Annotated in this window: 18 protein-coding genes; 8 read left to right on the plus strand and 10 right to left on the minus strand. The window is 41.5% G+C overall.

Translation table 11 applies throughout. The features are described 5' to 3' along the window. Nucleotides 1–57: 57 nt before the first annotated feature. Nucleotides 58–4,320 carry a hybrid sensor histidine kinase/response regulator gene (locus BMX56_RS19480; protein WP_177183866.1) on the minus strand — a complete coding sequence of 1,421 codons (4,263 nt, stop codon included), beginning with the start codon at nucleotides 4,318–4,320 and terminating at the stop codon, nucleotides 58–60. Nucleotides 4,321–4,531: 211 nt separating this feature from the next. Here BMX56_RS19480 and BMX56_RS19485 point away from each other — a divergent pair, with 211 nt between their 5' ends. Continuing rightward, nucleotides 4,532–4,849, plus strand: coding sequence for a hypothetical protein (locus tag BMX56_RS19485; protein ID WP_090651346.1), 318 nt, complete (start codon nucleotides 4,532–4,534; stop codon nucleotides 4,847–4,849). Between the two features lie 126 nt (nucleotides 4,850–4,975). Then, nucleotides 4,976–5,371, plus strand: coding sequence for an energy transducer TonB (locus tag BMX56_RS19490; RefSeq protein ID WP_090651347.1), 396 nt, complete (start codon nucleotides 4,976–4,978; stop codon nucleotides 5,369–5,371). 58 nt (nucleotides 5,372–5,429) lie between these two features. Here the strand turns inward: BMX56_RS19490 and BMX56_RS19495 are convergent, their stop codons facing one another. After that, nucleotides 5,430–6,161, minus strand: a complete 732-nt coding sequence (locus tag BMX56_RS19495; protein WP_090651348.1) for a LytR/AlgR family response regulator transcription factor — start codon at nucleotides 6,159–6,161, stop codon at nucleotides 5,430–5,432. Further along, nucleotides 6,136–7,269 carry a sensor histidine kinase gene (locus tag BMX56_RS19500; RefSeq protein ID WP_090651349.1) on the minus strand — a complete coding sequence of 378 codons (1,134 nt, stop codon included), beginning with the start codon at nucleotides 7,267–7,269 and terminating at the stop codon, nucleotides 6,136–6,138. The genes BMX56_RS19495 and BMX56_RS19500 overlap by 26 nt, the downstream gene beginning before the upstream one ends. Before the next feature lie 240 nt (nucleotides 7,270–7,509). On the opposite strand from BMX56_RS19500, the gene BMX56_RS19505 reads away from it, so the two are divergent. After that, nucleotides 7,510–7,821 carry a hypothetical protein gene (locus BMX56_RS19505; protein ID WP_090651350.1) on the plus strand — a complete coding sequence of 104 codons (312 nt, stop codon included), beginning with the start codon at nucleotides 7,510–7,512 and terminating at the stop codon, nucleotides 7,819–7,821. Nucleotides 7,822–8,375: 554 nt separating this feature from the next. Here BMX56_RS19505 and BMX56_RS19510 read toward each other — a convergent pair. Together BMX56_RS19510 and ispG are read right to left on the minus strand one after the other, a co-directional pair. Continuing rightward, entirely contained in the window at nucleotides 8,376–9,293 is a 918-nt protein-coding gene (locus BMX56_RS19510; protein WP_090651351.1) for a helix-turn-helix domain-containing protein, read from the minus strand. 9 nt (nucleotides 9,294–9,302) lie between these two features. Then, complete coding sequence (gene ispG, locus BMX56_RS19515) at nucleotides 9,303–11,363, minus strand: (E)-4-hydroxy-3-methylbut-2-enyl-diphosphate synthase (RefSeq protein ID WP_090651352.1); 2,061 nt, start codon at nucleotides 11,361–11,363, stop codon at nucleotides 9,303–9,305. Nucleotides 11,364–11,505: 142 nt separating this feature from the next. Between ispG and BMX56_RS19520 the strand changes: the two genes are divergently transcribed. After that, a complete protein-coding gene (locus BMX56_RS19520; RefSeq protein WP_090651353.1) occupies nucleotides 11,506–12,369 on the plus strand; it encodes a hypothetical protein in 864 nt (287 codons plus the stop codon). A 9-nt stretch (nucleotides 12,370–12,378) separates the two neighbouring features. Here the strand turns inward: BMX56_RS19520 and BMX56_RS19525 are convergent, their stop codons facing one another. From BMX56_RS19525 to BMX56_RS19540, 4 genes are read right to left on the minus strand one after another with little or no spacing between them, the layout of a single operon-like run. After that, on the minus strand, nucleotides 12,379–12,570 hold the full coding sequence (locus tag BMX56_RS19525; protein WP_090651354.1) for a DUF2683 family protein: 192 nt from the start codon (nucleotides 12,568–12,570) through the stop codon (nucleotides 12,379–12,381). Nucleotides 12,571–12,577: 7 nt separating this feature from the next. Further along, nucleotides 12,578–12,877, minus strand: coding sequence for a type II toxin-antitoxin system RelE/ParE family toxin (locus BMX56_RS30705; protein ID WP_090651355.1), 300 nt, complete (start codon nucleotides 12,875–12,877; stop codon nucleotides 12,578–12,580). Next, a complete protein-coding gene (locus BMX56_RS19535; protein WP_090651356.1) occupies nucleotides 12,865–13,047 on the minus strand; it encodes a hypothetical protein in 183 nt (60 codons plus the stop codon). Before BMX56_RS19535 ends, BMX56_RS30705 begins: the two co-directional genes overlap by 13 nt. A gap of 46 nt (nucleotides 13,048–13,093) precedes the next feature. Continuing rightward, a complete protein-coding gene (locus BMX56_RS19540; protein WP_090651357.1) occupies nucleotides 13,094–13,705 on the minus strand; it encodes an RDD family protein in 612 nt (203 codons plus the stop codon). 165 nt (nucleotides 13,706–13,870) lie between these two features. Between BMX56_RS19540 and BMX56_RS19545 the strand changes: the two genes are divergently transcribed. The 4 genes from BMX56_RS19545 to BMX56_RS19560 all read left to right on the plus strand — a co-directional run bounded on the left by BMX56_RS19545 (nucleotide 13,871) and on the right by BMX56_RS19560 (nucleotide 16,412). Further along, nucleotides 13,871–14,437, plus strand: coding sequence for a pentapeptide repeat-containing protein (locus BMX56_RS19545; RefSeq protein WP_090651358.1), 567 nt, complete (start codon nucleotides 13,871–13,873; stop codon nucleotides 14,435–14,437). 46 nt (nucleotides 14,438–14,483) lie between these two features. Then, nucleotides 14,484–15,269: a M23 family metallopeptidase gene (locus BMX56_RS19550; RefSeq protein ID WP_090651359.1), complete on the plus strand. Its 786-nt coding sequence runs from the start codon at nucleotides 14,484–14,486 to the stop codon at nucleotides 15,267–15,269. Then, nucleotides 15,266–16,030 (plus strand): DUF4846 domain-containing protein, encoded by a 765-nt coding sequence (locus BMX56_RS19555; RefSeq protein WP_090651360.1) that lies wholly within the window; start codon nucleotides 15,266–15,268, stop codon nucleotides 16,028–16,030. Before BMX56_RS19550 ends, BMX56_RS19555 begins: the two co-directional genes overlap by 4 nt. A gap of 118 nt (nucleotides 16,031–16,148) precedes the next feature. After that, a complete protein-coding gene (locus BMX56_RS19560) occupies nucleotides 16,149–16,412 on the plus strand; it encodes a hypothetical protein (RefSeq protein WP_090651361.1) in 264 nt (87 codons plus the stop codon). Between the two features lie 160 nt (nucleotides 16,413–16,572). On the opposite strand, the gene BMX56_RS19565 is transcribed toward BMX56_RS19560, so the two are convergent. Continuing rightward, the gene (locus tag BMX56_RS19565) at nucleotides 16,573–17,592 is read right to left on the minus strand and encodes an aldo/keto reductase (RefSeq protein ID WP_090651362.1); all 1,020 of its coding nucleotides are present in this window, start codon (nucleotides 17,590–17,592) and stop codon (nucleotides 16,573–16,575) included. Between the last annotated feature and the right edge of the window lie 177 nt (nucleotides 17,593–17,769).

Below are 17,769 nucleotides of genomic sequence, written 5' to 3' on the forward strand. Positions count from 1 at the left end.
ACAAGGCAAGGGTTTTCAGTTTATCCCTTATTGCAAATAAAATATTTTAAAGTGCCGTCAGGCTTTTTGTTTATAAGCCACCGAAACATTTTTTAACTTCTCTATAATTTCGTTCAGTTTCATGGGCTTTGCTATATAATTATCCATACCGGCCTGCAGGCAAATTTCTTTATCTTCGGCCATGGCATTAGCCGTCATGGCGATTATGTAAGGCTGCGGCCGGCCATTTTTCCGGATGTGTGAAGTTGCTTCAAGCCCGTCCATGCCGGGCATTTGGATATCCATTAATACTACATCAAAATCATTTTTCTCCATTTCATTCAAAACTTCAATACCATTTTGAACCATTTCGGGCATATAGCCCAGCTTATTTAAAACACGCTGTATCAATTTTTGATTTACAGGATTATCTTCGGCAACAAGTATTTTAAGCGGGTTTTCCGTTGCAAAATCAACCGAAAGCATTTGTTTACTTTTATCTTCAAACAACGGGTTGTTATTATTTAAATTTAAAGCTACCTGCAGGCTGCTAAATAAGTACTGCTGCTTGACAGGTTTTGTCAAAATGGCCGCGAATAATCCCGGGAACTTCTTTCTGCTCTCGTCGCCTATCGAGCTGAGCATAATAACAGGTATTAGCGGATTAACGCTTTTGATAGCTTTGGTTAAACCCACGCCATCCATTTCAGGCATCTCCATATCGGTAATAATCAACTGTATACTACTATCTGTTAACAATTGGTTAAGGGCATCTTTGGCCGAAGTAGTTGCTGTAACCTTCATACCCCAGTTTTCGAGCTGGTTTTTTAAAATTTTAAGATTTGTTTTATTATCATCTACAATTAATACCTGTATCCCATTAAAACCTGCTGTGGTATACATATCATCCCGGGGCGCTTTTGCATTACTTACACCAGCATTGATAGTAAAATTAAAAACCGAACCCTCTGAAGGCAGGCTTTGAACCCATATTTCGCCGCCCATAAACTCAACAAGTTTTTTACTAATTACTAAACCAAGGCCGGTACCGCCATATTTTCGTGTGGTTGAAGAATCTACCTGGCTAAAAGGCTTAAATAAATTTGACAACTTGTTTTCCGGAACACCGATACCCGTATCCTTCACACTAAAACCTATCAGTATATTACCGTCATGAGGTTTTGATGCAGCAAATACTCTTATAAATATTTCTCCTTTCTCGGTAAATTTTATGGCATTACTTACCAGGTTTATCAATACCTGTTTAAGCCTGAGTTCGTCGCCCACAATGCATGCCGGTACATCAGTATCTATTTCATAAATTAAATCAATATGTTTTTCGGCAATTTTGGTCGAGAACACATCCATAACATTTTCTATACTTTTACGAAGTACAAAATCCTCGTGCTCAATTTCAATTTTTCCTGATTCTATTTTCGAAAAATCAAGAATATCGTTAATCACATTCAGCAAGCTTTCGCCGCAATTGATAATCGTATCGGTATACTCGCGCTGTTCGCTATCAAGGTTGGTTTCGGCCAATAATGATCCCATCCCGATAACACCATTCATAGGCGTACGTATTTCATGGCTCATGGTGGCCAAAAAAGTACTTTTTGCCAGGTTGGCTTTTTCGGCTTCTTCGCGGGCCAGGTGCTCCTGGTGTTTTTGTTCGGTTAGCTGCTGGTTAAGTATTTTCAGGTCGTCGGCCTGCTCAAGCAACTTATCTGATTTGATGGTCAATTCAGTATTTAACGAATGTAATTCTTCTGATTGTGCCTGCAACTCCTCGGCCTGTGCCTGCAATGCTTCTGATTGCGTTTGCAGTTCTTCGGCTTTATTGGCAATATCGGCAGTCCGTTCTTTAACCTGCTTTTCAAGCTCTGTTTTTTGCTTGTTGATACCGTTGATACGGTGGCGGTAGTAAGAATAAATACCGGCAATAAAACTAAGCGCGGCTAAAATGCGAAACCAAAGCGTTTGCCAAAACGGAGGCGTAATAATTATTTGAACCGAGGCTGTTTTTGGGTTCCAAAAGCCATCGTTATTTGATGCTTTTACGCTAAATGTGTAAGTACCAGGATCAAGATTGGTGTACGTTGCTTTTTTTGTCGCATCGGCAGTTGTCCAACCGGTATCAAATCCTTCCAGCTTATAAGCATAGTTGTTATTTTCGGGGATTACATAATTTAACGCGTTAAATTCAAACGTAAGGGATGTTTGCCTGTAGTTTAAATGCAGCTGCTTTGTTAAAGAGATATCGGTTTTTAATATCGAATCCTTTTGCCCCGGAACAATAGTTTTATTAAAAATTTGAAGCCCGGTAATAAAAACAGGCGGAAGAAAGGTGTTGATTTTGATATTTTTAGGATAAAAAGTGGTAAGCCCTTTGGTACCGCCAAAAAACATTTCGCCATCTTTTGCCCTTAAAAACGAATTGGATTCAAATTCAATCCCCTGCAGGCCATCATGAATATTAAATTTTTTGTAGGTGTGCTCATCCGGATTAAACATAGACAGGCCATCATTTGCGGATACCCATAGGTTGCCAAACTCATCTTCGGTTATGCCTTTAATCACATCATCAAGCAGCCCTGCCTGTTGGCTGTAAGGTGCAAACACATTTTTTTTTGCATCAAAAAGATACAAGCCTGTTTGACCTATCCACAAACGCCCTTTATGGTCGGTAAATATTACCCTTATATCGGGTTTCCTGGCAAATTCATTAAAATAGTGCGAGAAGCGCCTGCTTTTTAAATTATAGCAGTTTAAGCCGCCATCGTCGCCGCCAAACCAAACATTGCCGGCTTTATCCTGGTTAATCACAAACACGTTATTGCCCAGGAAGCTGGTAACCCCATCGGGATCTTTGGTAACACGCCTGAATTGGTGAGTTTTAGCATCCAGCAGGTTAAGGCCCCCGCCAAAAGTGCCCACCCACAGGTTGCCCTCGCTATCCTGGAATGTTTTAAATACCATATCCGAACTAATGGTTGTTTTGTCATTCGGATTATTTTTAAAACGGGTAAACCTTGTGCTCCACGGGCGGAGCAGGTTTAACCCGCCGGCCCAGGTACTTATCCATAAGTTTTTGTCCCTGTCTTCGGTAATATCAAGCACTGCGTCAGAGCCGATGCTGGCCGGGTCGGCCTCGTTATATCTGAAATGTTTAAACGATGCTTTTTCCCTGTTAAAAAGGTTTAGTCCGCCCCCATCGGTGCCAATCCAGATATTGCCCCTGCTATCTTCACAAAACGATTTAACATCACTAAAACTTAAACTATTGGGATCTTTTTCCTGGCGGTAAACGTTAAACCTGTTGGCAGCGGGAGTGTATAAGCTAATGCCTCCACGGCCCGTACCAACCCATAAGTTGTCCTGGTTATCCTCAAATAAACCCGATGCCGAGGTTTGTGCAAGGCTTGTCGGGTCGTAAAACTTATGGGTATAGTGATAAAAGCTGTCATCAGCCGGATTATAAAGATTAAGCCCTTCGTTTATCGTACCTATCCAAACATGGCCTTCGTGATCAATGAGCAAACCGGAAAGCGCTATCTCGTTACCCGATAGGCTACCCGCCTTGCCGGTGATATGTTGATACTGTTTAAAGGAACCATTTTGCGGATCGAAAACCAGCACCCCCGCGGTTTTAGTGGCCAGCCAAAGTTTGCCATCCCGGGCCAGCTGCATTGATTGTATATTGTTAGCCGCGGATCCGAACTTGTTTTTTATCAGGTTAAATTTTCTGGCAGAGCGGTTGTAAACATTTAAACCAGAATCAGTTGCTATCCAAAGCCTGTTCTGCCTGTCTTCTAAAATATAATGAACGGCTCCTGCACTAATGCTGTTGCCATCCTTCTTGCTGTGGGCAAAATGTAAAAACTGTTTTGTTTGACGGTTAAAAATATCAAGGCCACCATCTTCAGAAACCACCCATAAAACATGCTGTGTATCTTCAAAAATGCAGGCAATCATGCTTCCGCTAACGCTATTCTTATCTGTAACATCATGAGTGTAACGTGTAAATGAATTGCTATATGGGTTAAAGCTATTGAGCCCGTTTGCAGTTCCAATCCATAAAATTTTATTGCTGTCTTCGTAAATATACTTGATCAGGTTGTCACTCAAACTATGATTATCGCCCGGTATGTTGCGATAAACAATCATTTGTTGCCCATCATAACGGTTTAAGCCATCCTGTGTACCAAACCACATGAAACCCCGGCTGTCCTGCCGAGTTGCAAAAACATAACTGTTTGATAAGCCTTGCTCGATACTAATTTGCTTGAATTTTATTTCGGGCGCTTGTGTTTTACCATCTGTTGGATATAAAAGACACACAAGCACTGCAATCCCAGAAACCCAACATGTAAACCATCTGTGCGGTTTAATCATCACTATATAAAAATTGGTTTAGCTATATACTTTTTTATACGATTGCTTTTAAGTAAAGTTGGCATTAAGTAACATTTTATATATTTATTAAAAAATTGATTCATAGGCATATATCCATATTAAAATCTGTTCATATTATTGCATTAATAAAACCCTTATGGCACGCATAGTTATTATAGCTTACAAACCAAAGCCCGGCAAAGCACTGGAGCTGAAAGAACTCACCAAAACCCATGTACCGCGTTTAAGGGCCGAAGGACTTGTTACTAACCGTGAAGCTGTAATTATGGAAGCCGTTGATGGCACCGTGATAGAAGTTTTTGAGTGGCTATCGGCCGATGCCATCAGGCAGGCGCATGCCAACCCTGTTGTACACCAGTTGTGGGCCGAGTATGCAGAGGTATGCGACTATGTAAACCTAAGCAGCCTTGCCGAGGCCGGCAACATGTTTGCAGAATTTAACGCAGTTGATTAACCAGCTAAATAACATGCTATCCAATTAAACAAATTACCCGTATGCCAACAAAGCGCGTGTTTTGTTGTTATGGTAGGGTTTTACAGATAAAATATCAATGCAGAATTTACTTTAATACCAGTGAATATGAAATTTAACCTTGCGCCAATCATCACAATTTTTACCTTTTGTCTTATAGCGCAAAACTCATTTGCCCTTGTACAAAAGGATACAGTTAAAACCAACACCGTTACAGTGGCACCAGTTGAAGTGTTGCCGCAATTTCCAGGCGGGCAAGAAAAGCTTACCGCGTTTATTAAATCGAAATTACACCCTGTAAAAGGTGCATCAGGCAAAGTTTTAGTTTATTTTGTTGTGGAGAAGACCGGAAAACTAAACCATATTAAAGTAATTAAAGGGCTTAGTGCCGAGGCAAATAAAGAGGCGGTGCGTGTTATCAAACTTTCGCCCAAATGGAAGCCGGGTACTCAAAATGGCGTTGTGCGTAGGATAGCCTATACTACTCCGGTAATTTTTAGTTAAGAGCTGGTTCATAACAGGCTTTATTGGCCCCGGTGGTCAATACAAAAGTGTGATGCCCTTATCTAAAATGAAAATTATCGGCCTTTAACCGCTTCTGCATTTCCTGTTTATAGTTGCGGCCAATGGGCAATTCGTGCCCGTTCACTTCTACACTGTAGGCGTAAAAGGAACTGATATGCGCAATGGCTATAATAAAAGACCGGTGCGCACGCACAAACTTATTTTCAGGCAACATCCCTTCCAGCAGGCTTATTTTTTGTTTGCTGATATAAGCGTTACCCGTAGTTATTACCTTAACATAATCACGCAAACTTTCCACCCATAAAATATCGTTTACATTTATTTTAATGGTTTTACGTTCAACCTTCAGGTACAGGAATGCCTCGGTATCGCCAACGTTTTTTTCATAGTTGTCGCCTGCGCTGGCTTTGTTGCCATTAAGCTGGTAAACCTTATCAATAGCGCGCATAAACCTGTCAAGCGGTATGGGCTTAACCAAATAATCAACCACATTTAACTCAAAGCCATCAAGGGCATACTGGCTATAGGCTGTAGTAAAAATAGTTTTGGGTGGATTTTTAAGGGTCTTTAAAAAATCAATACCCGTTATTCCAGGCATCTGAATATCTAAAAACATTAAATCAACAGTTTTTTGCTGCAACAACTGGAAGGCCTGGATGGCGTTACTACATTTACCTACAATCTCCATATCATCAAAGTTGCGCAGGTAATTCTCCATCACTTCAATGGCATAAGGCTCGTCGTCAACTATGAGTATACGCAATTTCATGAGTGTTTATTTTAGATGGGCTTTGAGGTGCAAAATTAAGCCTGAGATCGAGCACGGCCAGAAAAGTATCATTGTCATCCATTATTTTAAGACTGTGGGTGATTGGGTATATCAGTTCAAGCCGTTTCCTAAGGTTTTGCAGCCCGATGTTGCCGGTTTTGCCGGCACCTTTATTTGCGCCCGCTGCTTTACTGTTTGATATTTTGAGCTTAAGTTCATCGCGCATAACATATAAATTGATGTTAATCCACGCATCGCCCATTTGCTCGCCGGCACCATGTTTAAACGCATTTTCAACAAGGGGCAACATTAGCAATGGAGCTATCAGCTTTCCATCAGTATCGCCATAAATATTAAAATTGATATCCAGCCTATCTTCATAACGCAGTTTTTCAAGGCTTATAAACTGTTGCAGCATTGTAATCTCCTGGCTTAACAATACCTCGCCAGTATTACATTCATATAACATGTAACGCAGAATATTACTCAGGTTAAGGATCAGCTGCGGCGACTTTGCAGATTGGTTTAAACTTAAAGCGTAAAGATTATTTAGCGTATTAAATAAAAAGTGAGGGTGTACCTGCGCTTTCAGCGCATTCAGTTCTGCCTGTAAAGTGGCTTGTTTACGCTGATACCACATTTTAAAAAGCTTAATGGCCAATACAAAGCCTATTACCAGGTTGGTGCCTTTTAAAGCGTTGATCATGTTTTGTAAATCGAATAGCTTCACTAAAAACGGCCGCCGCGAGGCTTCAAAATAGTCGCCTTCGGTAAGGTGCATCATGCGGATGGTATAGGGCGTTACAAACAAAATACCAACTATACGTGTAACAACAACCGACAATACAAACACCCCCAATGCCAGGAAACAAAACTTCAGGTACTTGCCCGGGAACAGGTATTTAGGGATAAGCCAGCCGGCTATAGCGTAATAGTAGGCTATCTGGATAGGCATAAAAATAAAATTGTTACGTAGCGATACCATGAAATTGGTTGGTACCGAATACATCAGTGTTATGATAAAGCTCACGATTAGCCAAAACAATATGTGCTGCATGGGCCTTGGCATTTTAAATTGGGTAACATCAAAATCGGCAAGCTGTTTCATATAGCTAAATTACTTATAGTCAGTTAAAAGAATGAACCATTTAGTCGGTCCGTCGACGGATGACACGCCGGCGTCGACAAAACGCATTTCAACAGGTTTATCCGGCATATTTTTGCACATTAATGCAGTTTATGTATACCACAAGGCTGTTTGTATCCGGTATCCTGCTATATGACGCTGATAGTTTATAAAGTGTTACCCGGCCTATAATTTAGTTACCGGATTTAAAAAATAACCGACATGAAAAAGACCATATTAACATTTGCCATTATTTGTATGGCGGCTGCAGGCAGCATCGCCCAAACAAAAATCAATAACACCGCTACCTGGGTTGTAGAAAGCAACCTGAACAACCCGGGCATCCAAACGGTAAGGTTTTATGATAATGATAAGCACCTTATTTACAGCGAAACCATTAAAGCCCGTATAAATGTGAGCAACAAAAAAGTACAACAAAAGCTCAATAGCATGCTGGACCTTTTAATGACAACCGGCAAACCAATAAGCGACGGCAACATGCTTGCTGCATCCTTCAAAGTAAAAAAGAGATAAACGTGAAAAACAGAATTGAGGGGTGTTCATTTGCACTAAATCAAAAATTATATAAAGATGCTTTTTAATTATACTCAGGGGAGCGCGAGGCGAACCTGTTTATTTTTGCCGATGTCATTAAGTAAAAACAAAAAAGGCAAACTTGTTATAAGTCTGCCCCTTTTTTATGTACCAATATATAGTGAAGCCTTTAAACGGCTGCTTGTTTTTGTAGTAGTTGTACCTATATCTTTTAATTATAACCTTGAATAGTCCTTTATTCCCACGAATGCTGGCTTTAGGCATTCGGCCTTCAGCTTTAGGCTTATTACCTGTAAATGATGGTTAGTATCTGGTAGGTACCAAAGTACAATTGCAGTAACCTGCTTTTTATAAGTTCGATATTTTGCTTTTTCATGACCGTATTGTTTGATTGACATGTCAAAGGTACTGCGCATAGCAGGGCGCATCAATCTCAATAAATCGGTTTTAACAACCAATTTTTCCTGAGGCTGGTTATTACCGTCAGCCGATAGTCATAACGGTGATTTGGGCAAGATAAACTGGAGAGAGTTTTATTGAAGCTGCTTAAACTCCGAAGGATTATTACCGGCAAAGCGTTTAAAAAAACGACTGAAATGCGAACTGTTGTCAAAGTTCAGCCGCTCGGCAATTTCCTTGATACTTAAACCGGATGAGGAGAGCAGGTATTGCGCCTCCAGGTACATCCGGTTATGGATAACATGCAGGGCATTTTGGCCGGTCTCGGCTTTTACAATTTCGGTTAAATACTTTGCCGATATAAACAAAGCATCGGCGTATTCCTGCACTGTTTTAAGAGTTAGGAACTGATCCTCAACCAGCTTCTTGAATTTATAAACCAGTTGATATTGCTTGCTGAGGTGGCGGGTAGAATGCAGCAGGCAGTTTTCGCAAGCCCGGTTCATTTCGTAAAGCAAATCCGTTAACAGCAATCGCAGTATGGGTAAATGGAAAGCGCCTTTCTCCCTGCTTTCGTCGCTTATTTTTTCATAAAGCGCCTTTAACGAGGCGCAACTTTTTTGCGACAGTCCGTAAATTGGCGGATAATCGGGGTTTACCTCCAACAGGTTATCCAGTATGTTTTCTTTAAGCAGGTTATTGGTCAGGAATTCCTTTTTAAACAACACCTCGTACAATAACAAATCGGGCGACGCATCTTCAAAGGAAGTTATAAACTGGGGCGATACCAGGTGGATAGAATTGGTATATACCTCGAACACAAAATGACCGATTGTTTTTTTACAGCTACCCCTTAAACATAAACTCACCGAGTAATAATCTGTTTTAACAGGCAAACCATGTGTAAGCCCCGGCTGATTATTGAGCACAGCAAAATCGTCCTGGTTCCAGCCATCGTTAACAATCCCAAAATCGGGCGCATGATCGCCTGCCAATGCCAGGTGCTTTTTTAGCGTTGATGGAATATCTAAAACGGTGATCTTATCGCTCATAAATTAGGGTTATTCCTGCTCAACCCAGTTTCCGTCGTCTTTAATGATGCCTATAAGCTCATCTAAAGCGTTTGCTGCGCTGATGTTTTTCTTTACGGCTTCTTTACCACGGTAAAGGGTGATTTTATCGGTACCCGAACCAACGTAGCCATAATCGGCATCCGCCATTTCGCCGGGACCATTTACGATGCAGCCCATAATACCAATCTTCAGCCCTTTAAGGTGACTTGTGCGGCTGCGGATCATCTGCGTGGTAATCATCAAATCAAACAACGTACGCCCGCAACTTGGGCAACTGATATATTCTGTTTTGGAAATGCGCGAACGCGTAGCCTGCAAAATACCAAAAGCTGTAGAAGTAATTACTTTGGTATCAACCTCAGGTGCCTCAATCCAAATGCCATCGCCAAAGCCATCAACCAATAAAGCGCCAAGGTCGGTGGCGGCGTAGAGCTGCAGTTTAGATGTGAGATCAGTTGTGTTACGCCCATGGTCCATGATCGATGGTCCATGGTCTTTTTCAAACCCATAGCTCCTTTTTACTATAACCGGCACTTCCAAACCCAGTTCTTCCATTTTGAAGAAGAAGTGGCGTTGGTCGGCCATGCCGTGCAGGGCGTTGGTTTCTAAAACAAATACCAGCGAATTATCAAACGGTAATGAGCCGAACTCTTCCGAATCAATATCTTCCGGAAACAGTTTCACCAGGTTTAATGCTGATGTTTTGTTGGTGGCCCCAATATATTCCTTCAGCGTAAATAATGGGTGACAAAGGGTTTTATCAACCAGTTTTAACCAGGTTTGGTAGTTATAAATCTGCTTTAAGTTACCTGGCAGGTTAAACGATGGCAGCTCATCTGCCAGGTAAACAAAATCAACCGATTGCTCGGCCATGTTATATTTATCCAGCAAGGGCGAGTAGATATAACCGGCATCCGCCATAATACCAGGATCTTTCAAGTTCTTCATTGACAGATCGAGCACCACCCTTGGCACCATGTGCCCGCCAATGAAAGCATTAGCCTCGTAGGTGTGGCGTTTTTTGTATTCGTAGGGATTATGCGTTTGAGGCGAAAGGTGAAAGGTGAAAGGTGAAAGGTTCTTATCGGTAATAATCTCATTGCCTTTTGCCTTTAACCTTTCGCCTTTAACCTCCTTCTCCCTTAAAGAGTAGCGCTTCACCAACTCGATAGCCACGGGCGCTTCTGCCTCAGGTTCTTCGGTTAATGATACGCGAACGGTATCGCCAAGGCCGTCTTCCAATAAGGTGCCTATGCCTACGGCAGATTTAATGCGGCCGTCCTCGCCGTCGCCGGCTTCGGTTACGCCAAGGTGCAGGGGATAGTTCATGCCTTCGGCAACCATGGTTTCTACCAGCAGGCGATAGGCCTGCACCATTACCTGCGGATTGCTCGATTTCATGCTGATTACCAAATTATAATAATTCAGCGTTTCGCACATGCGCATAAACTCCATAGCCGATTCAACCATCCCTTGCGGGGTATCGCCATAACGGCTCATGATCCTGTCGCTTAAGCTACCGTGGTTGGTGCCAATGCGCATGGCGGTGCCATACTCTTTGCAGATGTTTACCAGCGGCGCAAACTTCTGGTAAATGCGTTCAAGTTCGCCCTGGTATTCCAGGTCGGTATAATCAATCTGGTCGAATTTCTTTTTATCGGCGTAGTTGCCGGGGTTAACGCGTACTTTTTCGACAATACGCGCAGCCACTTCAGCGGCGTTTGGTGTAAAGTGAATATCGGCCACCAGGGGTACATTATACCCACGGGCACGGAGCTGTTTTTTTATCTCGGCCAGGTTTTTGGCCTCTTTAATACTGGGTGCGGTAATGCGTACATACTCGCAACCGGCATCAACCATGCGGATAGATTGCTCAACGGTACCAATGGTATCCATGGTATCGGTAGTGGTCATGCTTTGTATGCGGATGGGGTTATTGCCGCCCATGGGCACATCGCCAATGTTTACCTCGCGGGTAACAAAACGCGAATATTCGGTTAACGAATTACAATAACGGCCTTGCAGCAATTTAACAGCATCAGTATTCATGCAGCGGATAATTAATAAGCTGCAAATTTAACGATTATGTTGGGGAATAAGTTGTTTGGATGTAAATGATAAATTAATGGACTGTTAAGTTATGGCGAGGATATAATTTATATTTTAGGGATGAATAACCTTATCGTTAAAAATGAAAAAACTCATTTTCTCCTGTTTAATACTTTTGCTCATTATCTCTTGTAAAAGCAATACAAAACCAACAAATGCCAATTCTTTATCGGCAACCCAACCATTAAATACAACCGAGGCTTTAATTCAAAAGTTTGCGCCCATCATTCAGGGATTTTGGGTAAAAAGCGACTATGTAACAGCTATTACTCATAGCCGGTCGCCTTACGCATCAAGGAAGTCCTTAGACGGATTGGCGGCTATTGAGATTAAGATGGACTCCTTAAAAAAAGACAGTGTTTTAGCCGGTGCAAGCTTAAATAATCATGAAGGATACCAGTTTGCCGTATTGTTTAAAGCAGGTCATAAATCTAATTCCATAGAAACACACATGCCCGATTGGAATGTAAACACCAATTTTTATGAACTTGGTTATACCGTAAATGGCAAAGATACAACCCTGGTAATGTATCATTATAATAAGAACAATCGCCTGTTAGATAGTGTAGCTTACACTAAAGTATTAAACAACTACGCTTACAATTACATGGATTACGGGATATCTTACTTAACTAACAAAGCGCTTATCAGCGGGAGATATACTACAACAGACTCTACCGGCACTGCTTTAAAAGTAGAATTTAACGATGAGGGGAAAGTTTTGGGATTTTTAGAATTTGTAAAGTATGATATTAATACCGACTTTGTTGCAGGCCCAGAAAACGATCTTGATCAGATCTATTTTGATGATTATGAAAAAAATCAAAAGCAATTTTTATTTAAGATAAAGGCTGATACATTGAACCTTTATGACGTAAATAAAAGTGCCGATTCGATACACCTTGTTTGGGGAAAACTTAAATACAAACTGGTGAGAGTGAAGTAGCTTATTTTATTAGAACAGCTTTTCAACATCTACACTGACACCTTTTCCTGCATTTAAGTCTTCTTCGCCTTGTAAAATCATGTTTACAAATTGAGGATCGTAAGTGCTTTCTTCTTCAAAAGGGATGTTAAATGCCTTCATCAAACCTTTTAAAGCATTATACTTTTCTTTATTATCAGGATAAATAACTAAAGTGGTCATATAGGTTTTAAATTTCTATATCCAATAATCTTGAACCGTGCACAATTCTAATAATATTGATGTTCTTTTCATCAACAATTTGGTATATGATCCGATATTTGTTTAGCAGCAATTCCCGCACAGATCTGTTATTGATTTCCCGGACAAATTTTCCCGACATCGGGTAATGATAGAGTTGATCGATTTTATCAAATATCTTATTAATGAAGCGTCTCGCTATATATTCAGAGTCTTGAGAGATATAAGTTTCAATATCTAAAAGATCAGCGTAAGCCGATTCAGTAATTGTAATATTTACTGGTTCCACTTATCGATAAACTTTTTTTTAACTTCTTTATAATCCAATACTTTACCCTCAGCAACATCTTGCAATCCCTTCTCAACTTTTTCGACAAACAATAGTCTTTCAATCAGTTTTTCAGTATCAAACTCTTCATCAAACGAATCAAGGGTTTCAATAACGGTGGTCTTTTTCATCTGATTTAATTATATAAGCTAATATACAAAATAATTAATTACCCCCTCAAAACAACCTCTCCTTAATCACGAGCGTGCCAGCCATCATATCATGTAAACATTGCTGCTTCTTGTTAAAAAACGCCATGAGGTAACCGATAAAAAATGTAAGTACCGAAAATATTTTGCACAGGCTACGGGCTACGGCTTTGCCAAAAGTAATGCGTTCGCCGTTCATGTCAACCACTTTTATTTTGAGCATCAGTTTGCCGTAGGTGGCCTGTTTGACCGAGCTTTCCATCACCATATGGTAAATGATCTTGGCAAATGGTACGCAAGCCAATAAACCAAAACTGGCTGTCATGCGCGTTTCCTTATCCTGCAATATCAATAATACCACTACAAAAATAACCACCACAAATGCGCCGAAAACGATAAACCAATCTAAAAACGAAGCCAGCAATCGCTGGTCGAAACTGCCGAAATATTGCATAAGCAGGGCGGGTTTGGCAAAGCCGAAAAGGTCCCGCAGTTCGGCAATTTCCTGGGCTTCCTTGTAATCGGGCATTTCGGGCGTTTTTACAAAGTCGGCAGGTTTTATTTTTCTGGCTTTTAGTTCATCAATACTGAAAGGCCCTTCGGGCTTACCATTGATCACTAAAATGTAGTTTGGATGCATGTGCAGGAGCTTTTCTGTTAAGAATACTTTTGGTGCGAAAAGTTACAAATTTAGTATCAAGTCGCAAGTATCGAGTATCAAGTACTTTGCATGTTGTTTAGAATTTTACTCTTCTCGATCCAAAAAAAATCTTGATACTTGATACTAAATACTTGCTACTATCCTATGCTTTACGAGGACGAAACATTTACCAAAGCCCCTGCCGCGCAGCTTACGGGGCGCAACCATACCTACGAAAACTGTAAATTCATCAGCTGCGATCTGTCGCATGCTAACCTGTACGGTTTGGTTTTTATCGACTGTGTATTTGATGGCTGCAACCTGGCGCTGGCCGATGCCACTGATACAGGCTTTCAAAACATCAGGTTTAAAGATTGCAAACTAAGCGGACTAAACTTTGGCAAAGCCCGCGACTTTCTGTTCGAGGTGTACTTTGAGAACTGCATTTTAGATAACGCCATCTTCTACAAAAAGAAAAACAAAAAAGGCCGGTTTACTGATTGCTCCATGACGGAGACTGACCTCACCGAAGCAGATTTAACCGAGGCTAAATTCATCAATTGCAACCTTAACCGGGCTTTTTTCAGCCGCACCATATTGAAGGGGGCCGACCTGCGCAGCTCCTACAACTACACCATCGACCCGGATGATAATATGATTAAAAAAGCCATGTTCTCGCTACATGGCGTGCCTGGCCTGCTGGCCAAATACGATATTAAAATTGAGGAATAATATTCTGGCAGATATTTAGTTATATGTATTCTTTGGGATAAACCTTATGCGAAAAATTGTATTACTTGTTGGATTATTGGTAACTATGGTAATATTTAGGGTGGCTGCCCAAGGCGACTATTTAGATCACCATGACCGGGATTATTATTTCAAACGTTTTAATGCGCTTAACTCTGCAATTTTAAAAGGCGGAGTAAAGAAAGATGCGTTTGTTAAGCAGTTTGATACTCTTTTTCATGCAATGTACACTTTTGATGCCATGAAGAGCACCATAATTATCCCACTATACCATAATCAATGGGTGTTTCCATTAAAAGGTTATAAAGTTAACGCTATCGGCGGCAATGGAGATGGTTACTCAGATAAAGGATATCATTTTCTTGACGGCAATAAACACACTGCCCATCCTGCACATGATATTTTTATTAGAGATAAAAACCAGGATTGTATGGATGATTATGCGAAGAAACCTGTAGATGTGCTTGCTGTTAGAGGCGGCTGGGTAGTAGCTTGTTCTGATACATGGGATGTGAACAGCAATCTCCGTGGAGGAAAATATATTTGGATCTATCATCCTAAAGATCTTTCAGGAAGGCCTGAAGGCCTTAAAGGAGGCTACTTTACCTACTACGCCCACAACAGCGCCATCTTTGTAAAACCCGGACAAGAAGTTAAACCCGGCCAAAAAATAGCCGAAGTTGGCCGCACCGGTTACAATGCTTATAAAAAACGCTCGCCAACACATTTGCATTTTTCGGCGTTCAGGCTGGTTGATGATATCCCTGTGCCCTTTAACCCCTATCAGCAATTAAAAAAAGCTAAAACATTATGAGAGTTATTTTAATGCTCATGGTATTGGGGTTGATGAGCAGCCCGGTAAAAACCGACAATGTTATTACCCGTTTTAAGCCCCCTGCTGGTTATAAACAAAGTGCAGTGTCACCCGGTAGCTTCAGTGCCTGGCTGCAGGCGGTACCGCTTAAACCTTACGGATCGCAATGCCTCACCTACCAGGGTAAGGTGGCCCGCACCGAAGCTTATACTGCGGGCATAGTTGATTTGAGCGTTGGCCAGTATGACCTGCAGCAATGTGCCGATGCTGTGATGCGCCTACGCGGCGAGTACCTATATAGCCAAAAGAAGTACGATAAAATCTCCTTCAACTTTACCAGTGGTTTCCGTTGCGATTTTGTGCATTATGCCAATGGCTACCGTTACAGTAATGACCGTTGGATACTGAAAGCAAAAAAAGACTATGGCTACGATAACTTTATGCGATACATGACCCTGGTATTTAGTTATGCCGGCACCCTATCGCTGCAAAAAGAATTGAAAACCGTAAGTAATCCATCAACCTTAAAAACAGGCGATGTGTTTATTAAAGGCGGTTCGCCGGGGCATTGTTTTATAGTGATGAATGTGGTAGAAGATGCGGCCCATCATAAAAAATTCCTGCTGGCACAAAGCTATATGCCAGCGCAAAGCATCCAACTGCTTCAATACCAGGAAAACCCCTGGTTTAGCCTTGATGAACCAGCCTATATCCTTTATGGCGAACTGGTAAGTCCCGGATATTTAAAACGTTTTGAGTGATCATGGTCATTTATTAAATTATACCCTGCCTGTACATTTGCATGCCCCTTTAAAACAATTGCGTTTGCCAAAGGGGTATGGATATTGATAATAAATGTATAGTTAACCAATAGTGATCATGAGAGATTTTTTTATAAATAGCCTGCACGTTTTTGTTATCGTAATTGTAGGTGGTTTCTTCATATTCGGGACCATGGCATTAATGGGTAAGTTTGATCATTGGGATTCGCGTTTTATCAAAAAAGCACAACATGCTTTCAATCGCCTAAGGCGTTACTTTGACCGGAAACATACCAGGCAACAAGATAATCATAAGGATACGCGCCATGAGCACCACGCACATCACGAAACGCATACAAATGACGATCAAACTATTAAGTAAGCCAGGTCGATATTATAATGTCATTAAACTATGGGATCACGAACAATTTAAATATTGAACACCGAATGTCCAATATCGAATAATGAAGGAAAAAACTTCGATGTTGGACATTCAAAATTCATTATTCGATATTATTTGGCCATCTGTTTTTGTTAACCTACTACCTTTTCTCCACCCTATCATAAAACCCGCCAAAGCTGTTATTTTTAACTGCCTCCTCGTTAAAAAAATCGCCGGGGAAACCTAATTCAATGGCACTGGCATCACTCAGGCGTTTCATCTGCTCGGCGTTTAAAACTACATCAACGGTTTTTAAATTATCAAGCAACTGATTTACCTTGGTAGCGCCCACAATGGGGATGCACGAAAAATATTGCTGGCGGGTCCAGTTAAGGGCAACGTGGCTTTCAGATACACCAAGTTCGGCGGCAACTTCCATTACTACTTTGGTAATCTTTTCGGCTCGGGCATTCAGCCGGTTACTTTCGGGTTTTATACGGCCTTTATCGCCTTTTAAATATTTACCTGTGAGCGCGCCTCCGGCAAGCGGTGCCCAGGGCGTAACCGTCATCCCAAAGTGTTTGGCCATGGGTATCAGTTCGCGCTCGGCAGTACGGGCCAGCAGGCTGTACTCAACCTGTAAGGCTATAAACTGACTCCAGCCCATCAATTCGGCAAGGGTATTGCCTTTGGCTACCACCCAGGCAGGAGTGTCGCTTATGGCGGCGTAAGTAATTTTGCCTTGCTTTATCAGGTCGTCCATGGCGCGCAGTACCTCGTCAATGGGGCTAATATTATCCCATATATGCAGGTATAAAACATCAATAAAATCAGTTTTCAGGCGCTTCAGGCTTTCCTCTACGCTGCGCATCATGTTTTTGCGGTTATTGCCCGATGCATTTGGGTTGGTTACGTTATCTTTTAGCGTATACTTTGTTGCCAGCACAAAGTAATCACGGTCGTGATTGCTCATATAATCGCCTATGATCTTCTCGCTGGTGCCCAGCTTGTAAACATTGGCAGTATCAAAAAAATTGCCTCCTGCGTTGGCATAGGCATCCATAATAGCAAAACTGGTTGCCGCATCGGCACCCCAGCCGCCTTCGGTGCCAAAACCCATAGTGCCCAGGCACAGTTCAGAAACTTTAAGGCCCGACCGGCCGAGTAATTTGTAGTTCATAGGAGATGATGTTAATAGTTCAATTGCAGGGCGGTCAGACTCACCCGACATCGCTGCGCTCGTCACCCTCTCTTCTGCTGCGGTGACTGTTGCACAACTAAACAAGCCAACAGTGGCTTTAGAATTAAGTTCTTTGAAATATTGATTAAAATATTGATTATTAGTATATTAGTACAT

The organism is Mucilaginibacter sp. OK283 (assembly GCF_900110415.1).
Taxonomy (GTDB): Bacteria; Bacteroidota; Bacteroidia; order Sphingobacteriales; family Sphingobacteriaceae; genus Mucilaginibacter.

What these genes read in the sequence shown, in the direction of transcription:
- BMX56_RS19565 (WP_090651362.1), bottom strand. Translation starts at nt 17,592, where the DNA reads ATGAACTACAAATTACTCGGCCGGTCGGGCCTTAAAGTTTCTGAACTG.
- BMX56_RS19495 (WP_090651348.1), bottom strand. Translation starts at nt 6,161, where the DNA reads ATGAAATTGCGTATACTCATAGTTGACGACGAGCCTTATGCCATTGAA.
- BMX56_RS19485 (WP_090651346.1), top strand. Translation starts at nt 4,532, where the DNA reads ATGGCACGCATAGTTATTATAGCTTACAAACCAAAGCCCGGCAAAGCA.
- BMX56_RS19490 (WP_090651347.1), top strand. Translation starts at nt 4,976, where the DNA reads ATGAAATTTAACCTTGCGCCAATCATCACAATTTTTACCTTTTGTCTT.
- BMX56_RS19520 (WP_090651353.1), top strand. Translation starts at nt 11,506, where the DNA reads ATGAAAAAACTCATTTTCTCCTGTTTAATACTTTTGCTCATTATCTCT.
- BMX56_RS19535 (WP_090651356.1), bottom strand. Translation starts at nt 13,047, where the DNA reads ATGAAAAAGACCACCGTTATTGAAACCCTTGATTCGTTTGATGAAGAG.
- BMX56_RS19550 (WP_090651359.1), top strand. Translation starts at nt 14,484, where the DNA reads ATGCGAAAAATTGTATTACTTGTTGGATTATTGGTAACTATGGTAATA.
- BMX56_RS19505 (WP_090651350.1), top strand. Translation starts at nt 7,510, where the DNA reads ATGAAAAAGACCATATTAACATTTGCCATTATTTGTATGGCGGCTGCA.
- BMX56_RS19560 (WP_090651361.1), top strand. Translation starts at nt 16,149, where the DNA reads ATGAGAGATTTTTTTATAAATAGCCTGCACGTTTTTGTTATCGTAATT.
- BMX56_RS19525 (WP_090651354.1), bottom strand. Translation starts at nt 12,570, where the DNA reads ATGACCACTTTAGTTATTTATCCTGATAATAAAGAAAAGTATAATGCT.
- ispG (WP_090651352.1), bottom strand. Translation starts at nt 11,363, where the DNA reads ATGAATACTGATGCTGTTAAATTGCTGCAAGGCCGTTATTGTAATTCG.
- BMX56_RS19555 (WP_090651360.1), top strand. Translation starts at nt 15,266, where the DNA reads ATGAGAGTTATTTTAATGCTCATGGTATTGGGGTTGATGAGCAGCCCG.
- BMX56_RS19545 (WP_090651358.1), top strand. Translation starts at nt 13,871, where the DNA reads ATGCTTTACGAGGACGAAACATTTACCAAAGCCCCTGCCGCGCAGCTT.
- BMX56_RS19540 (WP_090651357.1), bottom strand. Translation starts at nt 13,705, where the DNA reads ATGCATCCAAACTACATTTTAGTGATCAATGGTAAGCCCGAAGGGCCT.
- BMX56_RS19500 (WP_090651349.1), bottom strand. Translation starts at nt 7,269, where the DNA reads ATGAAACAGCTTGCCGATTTTGATGTTACCCAATTTAAAATGCCAAGG.
- BMX56_RS19510 (WP_090651351.1), bottom strand. Translation starts at nt 9,293, where the DNA reads ATGAGCGATAAGATCACCGTTTTAGATATTCCATCAACGCTAAAAAAG.